Source organism: Microbacterium sp. 2FI, from assembly GCF_005502885.1.
Classification (GTDB): Bacteria; Actinomycetota; Actinomycetes; order Actinomycetales; family Microbacteriaceae; genus Microbacterium.
This window is the reverse complement of record NZ_SCMR01000017.1, coordinates 1-14,578: the sequence shown is the minus strand read 5'-3', so window position 1 is coordinate 14,578 and position 14,578 is coordinate 1. Positions and strand designations below refer to the sequence as shown.

The following is a 14,578-nucleotide window of genomic DNA, read 5'->3' as shown; positions in this document are numbered from 1 at the left end:
GCAGACGCTCGTGCTCACTGGAGCCGTGCGTGCCGCAGACATGTCAGCCGCCATGGCGCAGGTCGGTGAGGGGCCCGAGCTGCAGCAGCTGCTCGTGAGCACCAGCCTGGTGACCGAGGCGCAGGTCGCCGAGGCCGTTGCCTTGCATACCGGTCACCGTTTCTACGACATGAGCGAAATCGAGATCTCTCCCGATGTGCTCTCGCTTGTACCGGGAGCGCTCTGCCGCAAGTACCAGATGCTCCCGCTGAGTCGCACTCGATCCAAGGTGACCGTCGGCATGCTCGACCCCACCGACATCATCGCGATCGACGACATCACGAGCGTCACCGACCTCCAGGTCGAGGCCGTCGTGGTCGCCGGCGATGCGCTGCGCAACGCCTTCGAACGCTATCTGCGCTCTGACGAAGAGCTGAGCGACCTGTCGGAGCAGATTGGCGAGTCCGCAGGGACGACGACGTCCGGCGTCACCTTCACGGAGACATTGGAGGAGGGCGATGCCGATGCGCCCGTCGTCCGATTCGTCAACCTGCTGATTACGCAGGCCATTAACGACCGAGCCAGTGACATCCACGTCGAGCCCGGTGAAAAGCAGCTGACCGTACGGTTCCGCATCGACGGTGTGCTACACGAGATGCAGCGAGCAGATCGTTCGATCCAGGACGGCGTTATCTCGCGCCTCAAGATCATGTCGTCCATCGACATCGCCGAGAAGCGCAAGCCCCAGGATGGCCGCCTCTCTGTTGAACACGAGGGTCGCGCGATCGACCTTCGTGTCGCGACTCTGCCGACCGTGTGGGGCGAGAAGATCGTCATGCGAATCCTCGACAACTCCGGCCAGGCGATGGCGATGAGCGACCTGCGTTTCTCGTCGATCAACGATCAGCGCTTCCGCGATGCGATCTCACGTCCGCACGGCATGATCCTCGCCACCGGTCCGACCGGGTCGGGAAAGTCGACGACGCTGTATACGGCGCTCCGAACCGTCGCCAACCCGCGCATCAACGTGATCACGGTCGAAGACCCGGTTGAGTATCGCATCGCCGGCGTGAATCAGGTGCAGGTGAACAACCGCGCCGGATTGACCTTCGCATCGGCACTGCGATCAATCCTTCGCAGCGACCCCGACGTTGTGCTCGTCGGTGAGATTCGCGACAAAGAGACGGCAGTGATCTCGATCGAAGCTGCTCTCACGGGCCACCTCGTGTTGTCGACCCTGCACACGAACGACGCCCCCTCGGCACTCACCCGCCTCACGGAGATCGGCTCCGAGCCTTTCCTTGTGGCAACGGCCCTCTCCGCTGTCGTCGCTCAGCGCCTCGCCCGCAGGTTGTGCCTGCGCTGTCGTTCGCCCTACACCGAGACAAGCGAGGTTCTGACAGCACTCGGGTTCCCGCACGATCCATATGATGCGCCGCAGCTGTACCGAGCCGCTGGGTGCCAGGCGTGTTCAGGGACGGGCTACCGCGGTCGGATCGGTCTGCACGAAGTGATGACCATGACGGACGAACTCGAACAGTTGGTGGTTACACGAGCGACAGGATCCGAGATGCGCCTGGTCGCGATCGAGCAGGGAATGGTCACGCTTCGCGACGATGGCTGGAGCAAGGTCGCTCAGGGTCTGACGACCATCGAGGAAGTACTTCGCGTCTCCCTTTGATGCTTGGCCGACTCTCAAGTCGCTGAGCGAGCGAAACACGGACTCAGGAAGTGCCACCGCCCCGGGGGCCGTGGCCTCACCCGGGGCGGTGCCTCGGTACCGCGCACCCGATGGGCGGGGATGCAGCACGAGCCTGAGACCTGCTATTGGTTGCTGATCTCCCCGTAGAGAGAGAAGATCGGCAGGTACAGCGAGATCACCATTCCACCGATAACGATGCCGAGCCCGACGATGAGTACGGGTTCGATTGTGGCGGAGAGCTGCGACGTTGCCGTCTCGACTTCGTCTTCGTAGAAGTCGGCAATGCTCGCGAGCATCTCGACCAGCGTGCCTGACTCTTCACCGACAGACACCATCTGGGGCACCATGAGCGGGAAGACCTGGGCCTTCTCGAGCGGCACCGCGAACGACTTTCCCTGACGGATCGACTCCTGGACGTCAAGCACAGCCTGCTCGACCTTCCAGTTGTTCGACGCCTGACCGACGATGCCAAGAGCTTGGATGATGGGCACGCCGGCGCCCAGCATCATCGACAGATTGCGGCTGAAGCGCGCAACCGCCAACTTTGTGTTGAGCGGCCCGAAGATGGGCATCTTCAGCTTGATCGGGTCGACGACCTTGCGAACACGCTCGGTATGCCGATTGCGGGTCCACCAGATCCAGCCAATGAGAATCGCCAGCCCGAGCGTCGGGAGGAACCACCACATGTTGTTCGACAACACGACGAGGATCTGAGTCGGTATCGGGAGCTCCGACCCGAGGCTCGAGAACATGTCCTCGAATACGGGCACGATGAACGTCACCATTGCGAGAACACCGAGCAGCGCAATGATCAGGACGATCGTGGGATACGTCGTCGCGGCGCGGATCTTGTTCTGCAGTTCCGCTTCCTTGCGATAGTTCGTCGCCAGAGAATCGAGCGCTGGCCCGAGGAATCCACCCGTCTCACCGACCCGAACGATGCTGAGCATGAGCGGCGGGAAGATGTCGGGGTGCCTCGAGAGCGCGGCCGAGAAGGACGACCCGGATTCGACATCGGCCTGCACGGAGATAAGCGCGGGTTGCAGCTTCTTGTCCTCGGTCTGCTCGATGAGGATCGAGAGCGTACGCATCAACGGCAGTCCCGCATTGATGAGCCCCGACATCTGCTTTGCAAAGACGGCCAGCGTCCTGGCGGACACATGCTTTGTGAGGCCGGGGATCTTGATCTCCGCATTGAGACCGGTCTTCGACACCGGGGTGACAGCGAGGGGCGTGAGCCCCTGCGCACGGAGCTTTCCGGTGACAGCGGCCTCGCTCGACGCCTCGAGCGTCCCCTTCACGACTGCTCCCCCGCGCGGGTCGACAGCGCGATACGTGAACTCCTGGATCACGGCCATTTCAGACCCCCGCTTCCTGATGCCATTCGCCGGAATGGTGGGCCCAGGATTCCGCATCAAGGTCGCGCGGCCGGACGTAGACGTCGTCGAGGGTCGCGGGGTCGACGGCGTACGTCTTGGCCACATTCATGGAGATCGTTCCTTCGGCGACGAGGCGCTTGAGGTCCTGATCGAGGGTGTGCATGCCTACTCCAGCGCCGGCCTGCATCGCAGAGTAAAGCTGAGCGACCTGACCCTCACGGATGAGGTTCGCGACGGCTGGGGTGCTGATGAGCACCTCGGTTGCGATTGTTCGTCCGTCGGTCTGGGATAGCGGCATCAGCGTCTGACTGATGACACCCTGCAGCGTGTCGCCGAGTTGGGAGCGGATCTGGTGCTGCTGGTCGTGGGGGAACACATCGATGATGCGGTTGATGCTCTTCGCGGCACCCTGCGTGTGCAGGGTCGAAAGCACCAGGTGACCTGTCTCGGCCGCAGACAGCGCAGTTTGAATCGACTCTGGATCTCGGAGCTCGCCAACGAGAATGACATCGGGATCCTGGCGGAGCACTCGCCGCAGGGCTTCACGGAACGAGGCAGTGTCCGAGCCGACCTCGCGCTGATGAATGAGAGCCCGCTTGCTGGTGTGGTGGAACTCGATCGGGTCTTCAATGGTGATTACGTGCGCCGGCACAGTGTTGTTGATGATGTCGACCATCGCCGTGAGTGTCGTGGACTTGCCAGACCCTGTGGGCCCGGTGAGCAGAACCAGACCTCGGGGCTTGAGGGCGAGGTCGCGCGCAATCGGTGGGGCCCCGAGCTCTTCAAGTGTGTACACACGATCTGGGATGAAGCGCAGCGCGACCGCGATCGTGCCGAGCTGCCGATAAACGTTGACCCGGAATCGCCCGATCCCGTCCGCGGCGAGGGCCAGGTCGACCTCTTGTCGCTCCTCGAACTCGGTGCGGTGGCCAGGTGACATGAGCTCATAGGAGGCTGCCTCGATCCACGACGCAGCAATGGGCGTGTCGTAGCCAGGCACGGGCACCAAGTCACCGTCGACACGCATGAGCGGCACCGCGTCGCCCGTGAGGTGGAGGTCAGAAGCACGGCTGCTGGCAGCCGTGGAAAGCATGGCATCTAGTGCGGTAGACATCTCTCAGCTCTCCGGGAGGACGAAAGTCAGGGCCGATACCGAGACGGCGAAGCCAGTACCAGTCGGCGTGACCTCCGACTCGACGTTGCCGAGGAGCCGGGGGCCCGTGCGCAGCTGGTCGAGGAAGGCGACGACCTCCGATAGCTCCTCGGCGTTCACCGCAATCGTGAAATCAACCTGCTCGCGACCGTCGCGAGGTGTTGTTGTTTCGGCGCTGGAACCCGCGTCGTTCGTGTCGGCGCCGTCTGCGGCTGCCTCCTCGGCGGGCGGTGCCGGGGCCTCCCCCACGGGCGACGCGGCAACGCGCTCGACGAAGGCAGCCGTCGCCCCTGCCGTGATGGACTGGACGTCGACGCTTGCCGCGGTGGCCGCCTTTGCGACCAATTCGAATACGTCATCGAGCTTGTTCGTTGCGGGAATCTCGGCTCGCAACGCGGCTACCGATGCCTCGATCTCGTCCATACGCTCCGCCTCGGCCCGCAGATCGTCGACCCGCGCCTGGTAGATGGCGTTCGTCTGGTCTACCTGCTGCGCCGCCTCGGTCGTACTCAACGACTGGAAGAAGGTAGGCAACGCGACGAGGCTGACGGCAAGCGCGATAACCCCCACGCACACGACGATGCCGATGATGTTGATCAACTGCTTGGGCATCACTCGTCCCCTTCTTCCGCTTCGGCGTACTCGCCGGAGTAGATCGACTGATCAAAAGTCACGGACAGCTCGTACGTGAACTGTCCCACAGTCCGTTGACTCGAGGTGACGAGTCGACCGTCCGCATCGGCCACACTCTCCAGGGAACGGATGCTGCGAATCGTCGCGGCGATGTCGATTGCATTGGGACTGGTGAGAGTCAATGTGCCATCGAGTCCGACTTCGGTCGTCACGTCGGCCGTCTGTGGTGTGCCACCGGTCACGAACGCGAACCCAGAGATGGCCACTTCTTCAGGGAGGGCTCCTGCCAATTGGGCGATCACAGGTGCCCACGCAAGATCGTTGCCGAGCGCATCTGCCCGGAAGTCGGTGAGGGCGCTCTCCGTCGCGAGAGCGGCGCTCACATCCGAGAGGCTGGCGAGTTCGGTGAGGAGTGCATTCGTGCGAGCCTGTGACTCAGCGAGCCGTTGGTCGGCGAGCCAATTGAGAACGAAAGCGGCGGCGATCACGAGAAATGCCACGACGATGGTTGCGAGAACTCCCCACATCCAGCCGCGAGTGAGCGCTGCGCGCTCGCGCTTCTCGATCTCCGACCGTGGAATGAGATTGACACGCGGAATACCCGGGCGTGCGATTAGCGCTGGTGCGTTGGTCATCGACCTGCCTCCCCAAGAAGAACGCCGACCGTGGCGACACAGTTGAGTGCGAGCTCCTCCGGTAGTTCACGTCGACCAACGGACGCGATCTGGTCGAGTCGAAGCGGTCTCACAGGCACATCGAACGCTCGAGCAAGCGCATCTGCGACTCCAGGCGCCGCGTAGCCTGCGCCACTCACGATGACTTCACTGATTGGCGAGGAGCCCTCGCGCCCGCTGAAGAAGGCAACCGTGCTGCGCAAGCGCGCGACGAGGTCATTGACCGCCGATACCGCAGATGCGCCGGACGAACGAATGGACGCGCGGGTGCTGGTCGTGCGCGGAGTGATGCCGCCGATTCCCGCCGGCTCGAGAACTGCCTCGAACTCGGATTCGGGTCCCGCCGGATAGGCGTTCTCCTCACGCCGAGCGGCAGTCGTGGCGATGTCGACCGGGATGATGCGCACGAACCGTGGGACGCCGTCCGTCACGACAACGACATGCGAAGTGTGGTCACCCAGATGCATCATCGCGACAGTTTCACCCGGCTGGGCGATCCTGTGCGCGATGCGAGCCATGCCGAACGGAACGAGATCGACCGTGTCGACCTCGAGCTTGGCCTTTCCGAGCGTGGCAATGATCTGCTCGACGGTCTCCGACACAGCGGCAACCAGCAGACCCGAAACCTGATCGCCCTGCTGCGCTATCGGATAGAAGTCGAGCACTGCCTGGCTGGCTGGCACGGGCAGAAGGTCCTGCACCTGGAAGGGCAAGGCCTGGCGCAGGAGTTCGGGTGCCATCGCCTGCGTCGTGAACTCGCGCACGAGAATTCGCCGAGACCCGACGCCGAGTGTCACCTTCCTGCCCTTGATGCCGGCGGATGTCCAGAGTTGCCGCAATGCCAGGGCAACGGAACCTACATCGATCACCTCGGAGTCCCTTGCTGCATCGCGCGGCAACGGCACTTCTCCGGCGGCGAGAAGCGCAGGCGTGCGTCCTGTCGACACTTCGACCGCGCGCACGCTCTCCTCCGTAATCTCGAGTCCCACTAGCGATCTCGCCATGGTCTCACCTCTTCCCTTCCCCAATGTCCACCACCGTGGCGGCTTGCGCCGCTCCCATCACACGGTGACGAAGAGTCCTAAGTACCAGCGGGCGATTGCCTCACCGGTGAAGATGCCAGTCCACGCACCCGCGATCATCCACGGCCCGAACGGGATCGCCGTCTTTCGACCCGCTCGCCTGGCGAGTATCAGCGCGATCCCGAAAACGCCACCCCATACGAAGGCGGCGAAGGCTCCGACTGCCAGTGCGCCCCAGCCGACGTATCCCAGATAGAGGCCGATAACACCGGCGAGTTTCACGTCGCCGCCACCCATCCCGTCAGGACGGACCAACCGCAACAAGAAGTAGAACGCGTAGAGCCCAGCGGCACCGACGCCTGCGCGGGCGAGCGCGCCCCAGTCGCCGCTCAGAACCGAAGCGAGTGTGAGCAGGAGAGCACCCACGATGTAGCTCGGCAGAACGATTGCGTTCGGCAGTCTTCGCGTGTCCAAGTCGATGAGGGTCAGCACGATGCTGATCGCCGCGAGGTACAGATACGCGGTGACGAGCGTTGCGAGCGCCCAGCCCGCCGCTACGCCGGCGCCCCCGCCGAGAACCCACCACGTGACCAGGGCGAACACGACTCCGCTGATCGCCTCGACGATCGGATATCTCACTGCGATGGGCGTTGCGCAACTCGCACAGCGACCGCGCAGCGCGAGCCACGAGATGACCGGGACGTTGTGCCACGGCTTCACGGGTGCATCGCAGTTCGGGCAGCGGCTCTCGCGGAGCAGCGAGACGCCTGCGGGCACGCGATACGCAACGACGTTCAGAAATGAACCGATGACGAGGCCGAAGATTCCGGCAACGACGACGACGTATGTTTCAAGCGGAGTCACTGGCTACCGCTCGGTCTGGTACACGAGTTCGCCGAGCCGCAGAGTCTGCACAGCACCCCCACCGCCCGCGCCGCCTGAGCTCTTGATCTTGCAACCCAGCTGCTCGAAAGATGGTGGCCAAGACATCGGGACGCAGGTGAAGTCCGCACTGATCGTGTGGTTGCCATCATTCGCTGTGTAGAACTGTCCCGAGAAGCTCGCCTTGACGTTGCCGGTGAGCCCGCACGGCGTGTATATCATGATCCGTGGGGCGAGCGTGAGGCCCGAAGCAACGTCAAAGCTATCCTTTTGAGGATTGTTGCCGCATGTGGGTTCTTTCTCGCCGTCGACGGGACTGAGATCGGCGTCGGCGTGGACGAAGGCGATCTGCGGGCTTTCACCCGACGGGGCCGTGAGGTTGCCGGTGATGTTCACGAGCATCTTCCCGCCGGCGGGCACAGTGAGCACGACGTCCCTTGTGACCGATCCTGCGCCGAGCTTGAGGTCGACGTCGCCCGTACCGCACCCCGTGAAGTCGATCTGGAGACTGGTCGTCGCGTCGTTGAACAGACCGACGGGGTTGTAATTCTTTCCGCAGGATCCGTTGACCTTGGTGACCGCGTCCCAGTTCTGGGTCGTCATGTCCAGCCAGGTCGTCATACCGTAAACCGTCGGCATCGTCGGAGAGAATACAGGCGCCGCGCTCCCGGGTTGCTCTGTGCCGGTAATCTTCCATTTGGGATCTACGTCCACATCGCCGACTGCGATCACGTCGCCAGTCGTTGCATCCCCAGTCGTACCGACAGTGCCGTCGGTAGACCCGGTGCCTGTGAGCGACGCGATGCCGCCGGAGTGAACGTTGCCCCCGATCGAGTTGCCATCGGAGGCGAGCGAGACGTTCCCTGACGCGATGATGTCACCGCCGATGCTGGTACCGGAGCTGTCGATCTCGACGGTGCCGTTCACGTAGACGCTGCCCGTGACCTCACAGCCACCGCTGAATTTAGCGTTCCCATCTACCACGTAGAGGTCGCCGTCGATCGTGCCGGAATTGTTGCACCAGTAGAGGGCATCCGGGTCGCGAACGACGAGGTCGCCCTTGTACCCCGACTTGGTCGTTGTGAAGGTGCCGTCGAAGAACGCTACGGTTCCTCCGGGCTGGTCTTCGTACGTCACGGTCCAGGGATAGATCGCGTCGATCTCGGCAGTCGCCCCGTCAGCCCCCGTCCCGATTGAGTTGATGACCACGAAGGTCGTGGTAGCCGTCGGGCAGGCGTTGGCCGTGAGCCCCGCCGCATCGCTGTCGGCCGGCTGTGCTCCTGTGGTCGTGTACACAGTCGCCGTGAAGTCAGGACCGGTGCCAGTCAGGGGTGCGGTGACTGTGCAGCTGTTGGCCACGGCCGCGACTGCGACGTCTCGGCCAGATTCGGCCGCGATGAACGCATCGAGGCGATCCCCGTTGGTTGCGTTGGCCCGGATCGTGAACATGACTGACGCAGCGATGACACTCGCGATAATGAACCCAACGATCATCACGACGACGACCGAAACCAGCACGGCGCCTTCATCATCACGGCTCGCCCGCGGCCGCAACCAGTTCAAGTCCAACATGAGTCACTATCTCCTTCGGGTGTGGAGCGCATCGCCGCCTCGCCGGCAAACGTCACCGGGGCGGACTCAGTCAGTACGTCAAAGGTGAATGTGACGACGCCATCCGTCAAGGGGTCGTCGAAGAAGAAAGGCGTACTCACCTGCTGCGCGAGACCGGTCTTCCACACCGGCCAGCTCGCTGGCGTGCTGCCGAGGCTCACGGCGGACGTCGTCATCTGCGCCGATCCCTCCGTGAGGCGGAATCCTTGGCATTTGAGCGCGCCCTGCAGTGAGGTGCTCACGCGCAGAATCGTGCCACCGTCGGACACCTCAAAGAAGAGCGCATTTCGCATCGCCCTCTCGATCGTCGAGCTGACGACCTGACCCCGATTCGTTGCCTCGTTCACGCTGAGGACGTCTTCCTGGGTGCGGAGCGAGTTGATGAACACGCTCACGATCGCGATGGTGATGATGCCGCCGATGATCATTGTGACGATCAACTCGATGAGACCGATACCTTCGTCCGATCGACGTTCCACCTGAACGTTCATGGCACGTAGACGAGCGCGGTCGTTGCAGCCACGACCGAGTTCCCCGGTTTCGCGACCGCAAGTGTGAGCGTCAGCACTTCCGCCTCCGGCGGCGTCGCTCCGTCACAGATGCTCTGGGTGATGGCGGCACCACCGGCGTTCGTGAGGCTCGCCGTGACGCTCAACTCGATGCCTTTGCCATCTTCGACGGTCGGAGGGCTTGTCGCGAGGTCCACGAGATCGTCGCACGTGGGATTCGCTCGAGCCTGCTCGACGAGAGCATTTAGGTGCCGCGTCGCGGTCGCCGTGGTGGATTGTTGTGAGGAGAGGACGACGCCGTGCCACAGGAGCGGAAGCAGGGCGGCTGCGATGATTGCAAGGAGCACCATCGCGATGATCACTTCGATGACACCGAAGCCCCCATCGCCGGCCTGCTTGCTCATCATGGGGTTGTCTCCAGCTATATCAAAGATTGTCCCGCTTGCTCGGCCGGGTCCGTTGGGACCCGGCCGAGCAATGTCATCAGGAGGAGCAGCCCGGTCCCGAGTATGCGGGATCGAGGCCCGTTGCCGTTCCGGTGACACAGAACGAGTCGAGTTCCTCCCCGGCGTCTGCTACGAGCGTGAGGTTAAGCCCATCAGGGGCGTTCGACTCACCGAGGAAGTTATCGAAGTCCGCCTGGATATCGGCCACCACAATCGGACCGTCCTGCGCCATGGCGGCAGCCGCCTGAGAAGCTGCGTTGGCGGTGATGGTCTCGAGAGCCCGCTGGTTGGCCTGGCCCTGCAGTCCCAGGAACACGGGAATGGCGATCGCGAGCAGGATGCCCAGGATCACGATGACGACGATGAGTTCGATGAGGGAGAAGCCGCCCTCGCCGTTCTCTTCGCGGCGGGCCTTGACCGCCTCGATGTGGTTCTTGATGAAAGCACGCATAAGCGCTGTCTCCCCAGTTTGTGAATGGTTAGGACAGCCCGGACTGTTGCTCGAAGCGCGCGCAGGTTATAGCAAGTCGCACGATCCCAGACTCGTCAGAGCTGGGTAACGAGACACACGCAACGGGTGTGCGTGGATCCCCTCCCACCATCGATCATGAGATTACTCTCATCCCGCTGTCAACGCAGTTTAGCTCAGGAATCGGCAAGGAACCGGGTCGTATTTCCCAAGCCCCTCTCGATGCCCTGGAGACCACAAGATTTCCACCCACGGCTGACGTAACATCCGATGTCGGTCAAACAACAGTGAGCGGAGGAGACGTGGGGTGGGCTGAGACTGCGGTGGCCGCTCTGGTCTGCGTACTCATCCTCGTCCTCGCAGGTGCTCCCGTAGCGATCGCGCTTCGACTGCGCGGACTATGGCTTGCAGCATCCTCATCGTTGTTCGGCATGTCCGCGATCACTACCGCAGCCTTCGTCGCACCCCTGGTCCTCGTCCCGTGGTCCGTATTGCCCGTCTTGGTCGTGTCGCTAACCGTAAGTGCTGCCGTGGCAGGCCTACTACATTTCTTCCCGCGTACCCGCCCGCTAGTCCATGTCACCTCCAGGTGGCATGGACTTGAGCCATTTACCACCGCGATCGGCCTCGCAGCGATCCTCATTGGCTTACGACTCGTCGCTGCGATAGGGAGCCCCGACCTCTTTGCGCAGGAGCACGACAACGTGTTCCACCTCAACGCCGTACGGTACGTGCTCGACACGCTAGACGCATCGCCGAACGGCGTGGTTCAACTCTCTGCGCCGGGGTCGTCGAGCAACTATCCGTCAACGTGGCACGCACTCAACGCGTTGGTGATTCAGATCACGGGCGTGACGGTGCCGGTTGCATCGAATGCGGTCCTTCTGACAGTCGCTTGCCTCATATGGCCCGCAGGTGCACTCCTGCTGACTCGCGAACTGTTCGGATACTCGAGACCGCTCATGCTCGCCGCTGGCGTCGTCTCGGCGGGGCTGCCGGTCTTCCCGCTCTTGCTCGTGGCCGACATCGGCGCGTACCCGTTGGTCATGAGCATCGCGCTACTCCCGGCAGTCCTTGCTGCAGCACTGAGTCTGGCCAAGCTGTCCCACGGTGAGCCGCTCGGCAGGTGGAGAAGCGTCATCATCCTCGTCGGCGCCGCACCCGCATTGCTTGGCACCCACCCCTCAAGCATCGCAACGCTGGTCGCCCTCTCGGTTCCGCTCGTGGTCGTAGTCGGCATTCGTGCGTTCAAGTCCCAAGCTTCGAGCGGCGCGCGGCTGATCGTGCTGCTCGCGATGGTCACGTACGCCACCGGGGTTCTGCTGTTTCTTCTGGTGTTCCGACCCACGTTTCAGGGAAATAGTGGCCTAGAGACGCTTGCTGGAGCTGTTGGCTCCGCGCTGGTGTTCTCGCTCGCGGACCTGCCACCAGCGCTCGCAGTAGCAGCCTTGAGCCTGGTCGGCGCGGTGAGCGCAATCCGGAGTCGGCGGACCGGCTCAATCGCCGCGGTCGCACTGTGGCTCGCGGGGTTGAGCCTTTACGTCATCTCGGCTGGGCCCGATACCTTCGTCCGAGGCGTCGTGACGGCCGCCTGGTACCGAGACCCGATGCGGCTCGCCGCTTTGACCGCGGTGACCGTAGTTCCCATCGCTGCATACGGCGCTTCTACGGTGTGGGCGTGGCTAGGGTCACGTCTACGACCTCACATCCCTGCTGGAGGTGGTCGAGTCATTCTCGGCGCCGCAGCAACCGTGCTCCTGATCGTGGCCACCCAAGGCGCGGCAATGGCCGCAGTGAGCACGATGACGCGAGCGTCGTTTGATCCGACCGAGAAGGCCCCCGGAGTTCGCGTGCCGCTGAGCGCCGACGCCAGGGAACTGATCGCCCGAATCCCCAGCCTGGTGCCAGAAGGCGACCTGATCGCGGGCAACCCGCGCGACGGCTCGAGCTTCGCGTACGCGCTCACGGGACGACGTGTTCTCCTCCCGCACCTTCTCAGCCCGCGGACTGCAGACGTCGAGGCCTTCAACCAGGGCTTTCGTACGGCCACGCCATCGGATCCCGCATGCGGGGCTGCGCGCACGTTGGGGATTCGGTGGGTGCTCCAAACACGCGCTCCTGTCGCGGCGGTAGACCCCGTATGGGGTGGACTATCGGGACTCGAGCGCTCGCCTAATGTCGAGGTCGCAGACCGCGTCGGCTCAGCTGTACTCTTCAGAGTCGTCGGCTGCGGGCTTTAGTGGCTGCACGGGATTGCGGAGGAAATCGGCGTTGCTGATCTTCTACGTGGACGAAACCGGCAACTCGTCGTTGGCGACGGTGCCAGCATCCAGTCCCCCCGAGCTGGCGCCGGGCAGCGGTAACTTCTTCACGCTCGCTGGCGTCGGGATTCGAGACAGTTCGCGTAAGCCGCTGGCCGAGTACCTGCTGCGGCTGAAGGCGAAGCACTTCGGCGTCGTCGATGACGACGTGTGGGCCGACACCGAGATCAAGGGCCGTTACCTCTTGCACGTCGCCCGCGCACTTCGAAACGGCAAGGCTCACGCAGCGCCCAAGGGTTGGAGGCGTCTTGAGAACCTCGAGGCGTTCGACGCGATGCTCAGGGATCTCGCGCTCGCGCTGTTGACCTTCCGTCCGCTGGTGCTTGCGAACGTCGTCGACAAGCGCAAGGTGGTCGCGCGCGGCATCGACCTCAATCCGATCGGCATCGCGTACAGCTACCTGCAGCGGAACATCACCCTGACGCTCGAGCACCACCACGCGGGCGAGTCGGCTGTCATCGTCGCCGATCAACAGACGCAGCACGAGGCGCTGTTCAAGAGCGGCGGCATCCATGAGATTCGTCAAGCGCTCGTGAAGGACTTGACTCAAGTGCCGAACTACAACCTCGTGCTCGACAAGCCGCTGTGGGTCGACACCGATCTGAGTATCTGGGACCGCGAGATCATCCAGATCGCCGATATCGCCGCGTTCCTCGTCACGAAACTCGTCGAAGACGGAGAACCGCCCGCAGAGCTGGCGGTGCTGTGGGACGCGCTGCTCCCCCAGTTCGCGCTGCACCACAAGTCGGGACGCGTGCTCGGGCGTGGAATCGCGATGTATCCGCCGCGGTCGAGCAAGCTCACGCTGTAGTCGCGGTCACATGGCGGCGCGGAGCTCGTCGATGATCGCGTTCAGCTCGGCGACGTGGGTGGCGAGGTCAGCCGGGTCGGTGGAGATCGAGGACTTGAGCGCGGTCAGGCGTGCCTCGAGATCTGCCTTCTTGGCTGCGGCGAGGTCGAGGCTGTCGAGGTTGGTGGTGATCTCGTCGATGCGGGCCGACAGTTCGGTTGATGTCGCCGTGCCGGCGACCGACTTCGCCCACGGGATCAGGTCAATGACCTTCTCCAGTTCGCTGACGGGGTTCGAATCGGCGGTGGGGATGGCGCAGCCGGTGAGGAGGGCAGCCGCGAGGAGCGGGGTGAGGAAGCGGAGCGGGGCGCGCATGGGTGGGAGTTTAGTGACCGGTGGGGGTGCGCTTCGTCTCGCTTCGCTCGCTCAGCGACCCTGGGTGGGGGCGGCGCTTCGCGGCGGCACTCGATCACCGGAGTTCAGGAGGGCGGCAGCATCCGTCGTCAGAAAGCGGGAATCAAGCCCGTCTCGATGACCTGCATCACGATGAAAGTGATCACGCCACCCAGCGCCAGCGACGACACCACGAGCGCGACCACCGCGCGACCCTTGTGCGTCGGGCGTTGCACCGCGATCACCATGGCGATGATCGCCAGCGCGAACGCGGCCACCAGCACTCCCCCGTTGGCGATGTTCACCAGTTGCGCGGCCTCGGGGTTCGCGTCGGCCAGCCACCAGATCACAGCGGCCGCGGCCATCACGTTGATCACGAGAAGGACGAGGGATGCCGTCGCCGCTCCGTTCTGCGACGACACCGGCAGGGTGCCGGTCGTCCGCTGCTGCGTGTACGAACCCGGCTGCGGGCGGTAGACGACCGGCGGCGGCATGCGGTCCTCGCGCAGCCAGGGGCTGTGCGTGAGGATCGGGTCGGGCTTGTCGATCTCGGGGGTGGGCTCGGGTTCTGGCTCAGGGGTCGGTTCGGGCTCAGGTTCTGGAGTTGGCTCGGGC

At 63.6% G+C, this 14,578-nt stretch carries 14 protein-coding genes and 1 pseudogene; 3 read left to right on the top strand and 12 right to left on the bottom strand.

From position 1 onward, the window contains the following. Positions 1-94 precede the first annotated feature (94 nt). A complete protein-coding gene (locus FFS15_RS13415; protein WP_249354060.1) occupies positions 95-1,660 on the top strand; it encodes a GspE/PulE family protein in 1,566 nt (521 codons plus the stop codon). A gap of 143 nt (positions 1,661-1,803) precedes the next feature. Here FFS15_RS13415 and FFS15_RS13410 read toward each other — a convergent pair whose 3' ends face one another. The 10 genes from FFS15_RS13410 to FFS15_RS18955 all read right to left on the bottom strand — a co-directional run bounded on the left by FFS15_RS13410 (position 1,804) and on the right by FFS15_RS18955 (position 10,441). Further along, a complete protein-coding gene (locus FFS15_RS13410; RefSeq protein WP_249354058.1) occupies positions 1,804-2,895 on the bottom strand; it encodes a type II secretion system F family protein in 1,092 nt (363 codons plus the stop codon). A gap of 145 nt (positions 2,896-3,040) precedes the next feature. Then, positions 3,041-4,153, bottom strand: a complete 1,113-nt coding sequence (locus tag FFS15_RS13405; RefSeq protein WP_137845549.1) for a type IV pilus twitching motility protein PilT — start codon at positions 4,151-4,153, stop codon at positions 3,041-3,043. A gap of 24 nt (positions 4,154-4,177) precedes the next feature. Continuing rightward, positions 4,178-4,825 (bottom strand): hypothetical protein, encoded by a 648-nt coding sequence (locus FFS15_RS13400; RefSeq protein WP_137845548.1) that lies wholly within the window; start codon positions 4,823-4,825, stop codon positions 4,178-4,180. Then, positions 4,825-5,481 carry a hypothetical protein gene (locus FFS15_RS13395; protein WP_137845547.1) on the bottom strand — a complete coding sequence of 219 codons (657 nt, stop codon included), beginning with the start codon at positions 5,479-5,481 and terminating at the stop codon, positions 4,825-4,827. Before FFS15_RS13395 ends, FFS15_RS13400 begins: the two co-directional genes overlap by 1 nt. Then, entirely contained in the window at positions 5,478-6,524 is a 1,047-nt protein-coding gene (gene pilM, locus FFS15_RS13390) for a pilus assembly protein PilM (protein WP_137845546.1), read from the bottom strand. The genes FFS15_RS13395 and pilM overlap by 4 nt, the downstream gene beginning before the upstream one ends. 57 nt (positions 6,525-6,581) lie before the next feature. Beyond that, on the bottom strand, positions 6,582-7,406 hold the full coding sequence (locus FFS15_RS13385; RefSeq protein ID WP_137845545.1) for an A24 family peptidase: 825 nt from the start codon (positions 7,404-7,406) through the stop codon (positions 6,582-6,584). Between the two features lie 3 nt (positions 7,407-7,409). Then, positions 7,410-8,996: a hypothetical protein gene (locus FFS15_RS13380; RefSeq protein WP_137845544.1), complete on the bottom strand. Its 1,587-nt coding sequence runs from the start codon at positions 8,994-8,996 to the stop codon at positions 7,410-7,412. Further along, entirely contained in the window at positions 8,984-9,526 is a 543-nt protein-coding gene (locus FFS15_RS13375) for a hypothetical protein (RefSeq protein WP_137845543.1), read from the bottom strand. The genes FFS15_RS13380 and FFS15_RS13375 overlap by 13 nt, the downstream gene beginning before the upstream one ends. Continuing rightward, positions 9,523-9,948 carry a prepilin-type N-terminal cleavage/methylation domain-containing protein gene (locus FFS15_RS13370; protein WP_171013197.1) on the bottom strand — a complete coding sequence of 142 codons (426 nt, stop codon included), beginning with the start codon at positions 9,946-9,948 and terminating at the stop codon, positions 9,523-9,525. The genes FFS15_RS13375 and FFS15_RS13370 overlap by 4 nt, the downstream gene beginning before the upstream one ends. A 79-nt stretch (positions 9,949-10,027) precedes the next feature. Further along, positions 10,028-10,441, bottom strand: a complete 414-nt coding sequence (locus FFS15_RS18955; protein ID WP_137845541.1) for a type II secretion system protein — start codon at positions 10,439-10,441, stop codon at positions 10,028-10,030. 128 nt (positions 10,442-10,569) lie between these two features. Between FFS15_RS18955 and FFS15_RS13360 the strand changes: the two genes are divergently transcribed. Further along, positions 10,570-12,699: a DUF6541 family protein gene (locus tag FFS15_RS13360; protein ID WP_349290464.1), complete on the top strand. Its 2,130-nt coding sequence runs from the start codon at positions 10,570-10,572 to the stop codon at positions 12,697-12,699. Between the two features lie 31 nt (positions 12,700-12,730). Continuing rightward, on the top strand, positions 12,731-13,591 hold the full coding sequence (locus FFS15_RS13355; protein WP_171013196.1) for a DUF3800 domain-containing protein: 861 nt from the start codon (positions 12,731-12,733) through the stop codon (positions 13,589-13,591). 6 nt (positions 13,592-13,597) lie between these two features. Here FFS15_RS13355 and FFS15_RS13350 read toward each other — a convergent pair whose 3' ends face one another. Together FFS15_RS13350 and FFS15_RS18875 are read right to left on the bottom strand one after the other, a co-directional pair. After that, a complete protein-coding gene (locus FFS15_RS13350) occupies positions 13,598-13,945 on the bottom strand; it encodes a hypothetical protein (RefSeq protein WP_137845538.1) in 348 nt (115 codons plus the stop codon). Between the two features lie 128 nt (positions 13,946-14,073). Further along, positions 14,074-14,578, bottom strand: a pseudogene (locus tag FFS15_RS18875) (hypothetical protein); the annotation flags it as partial.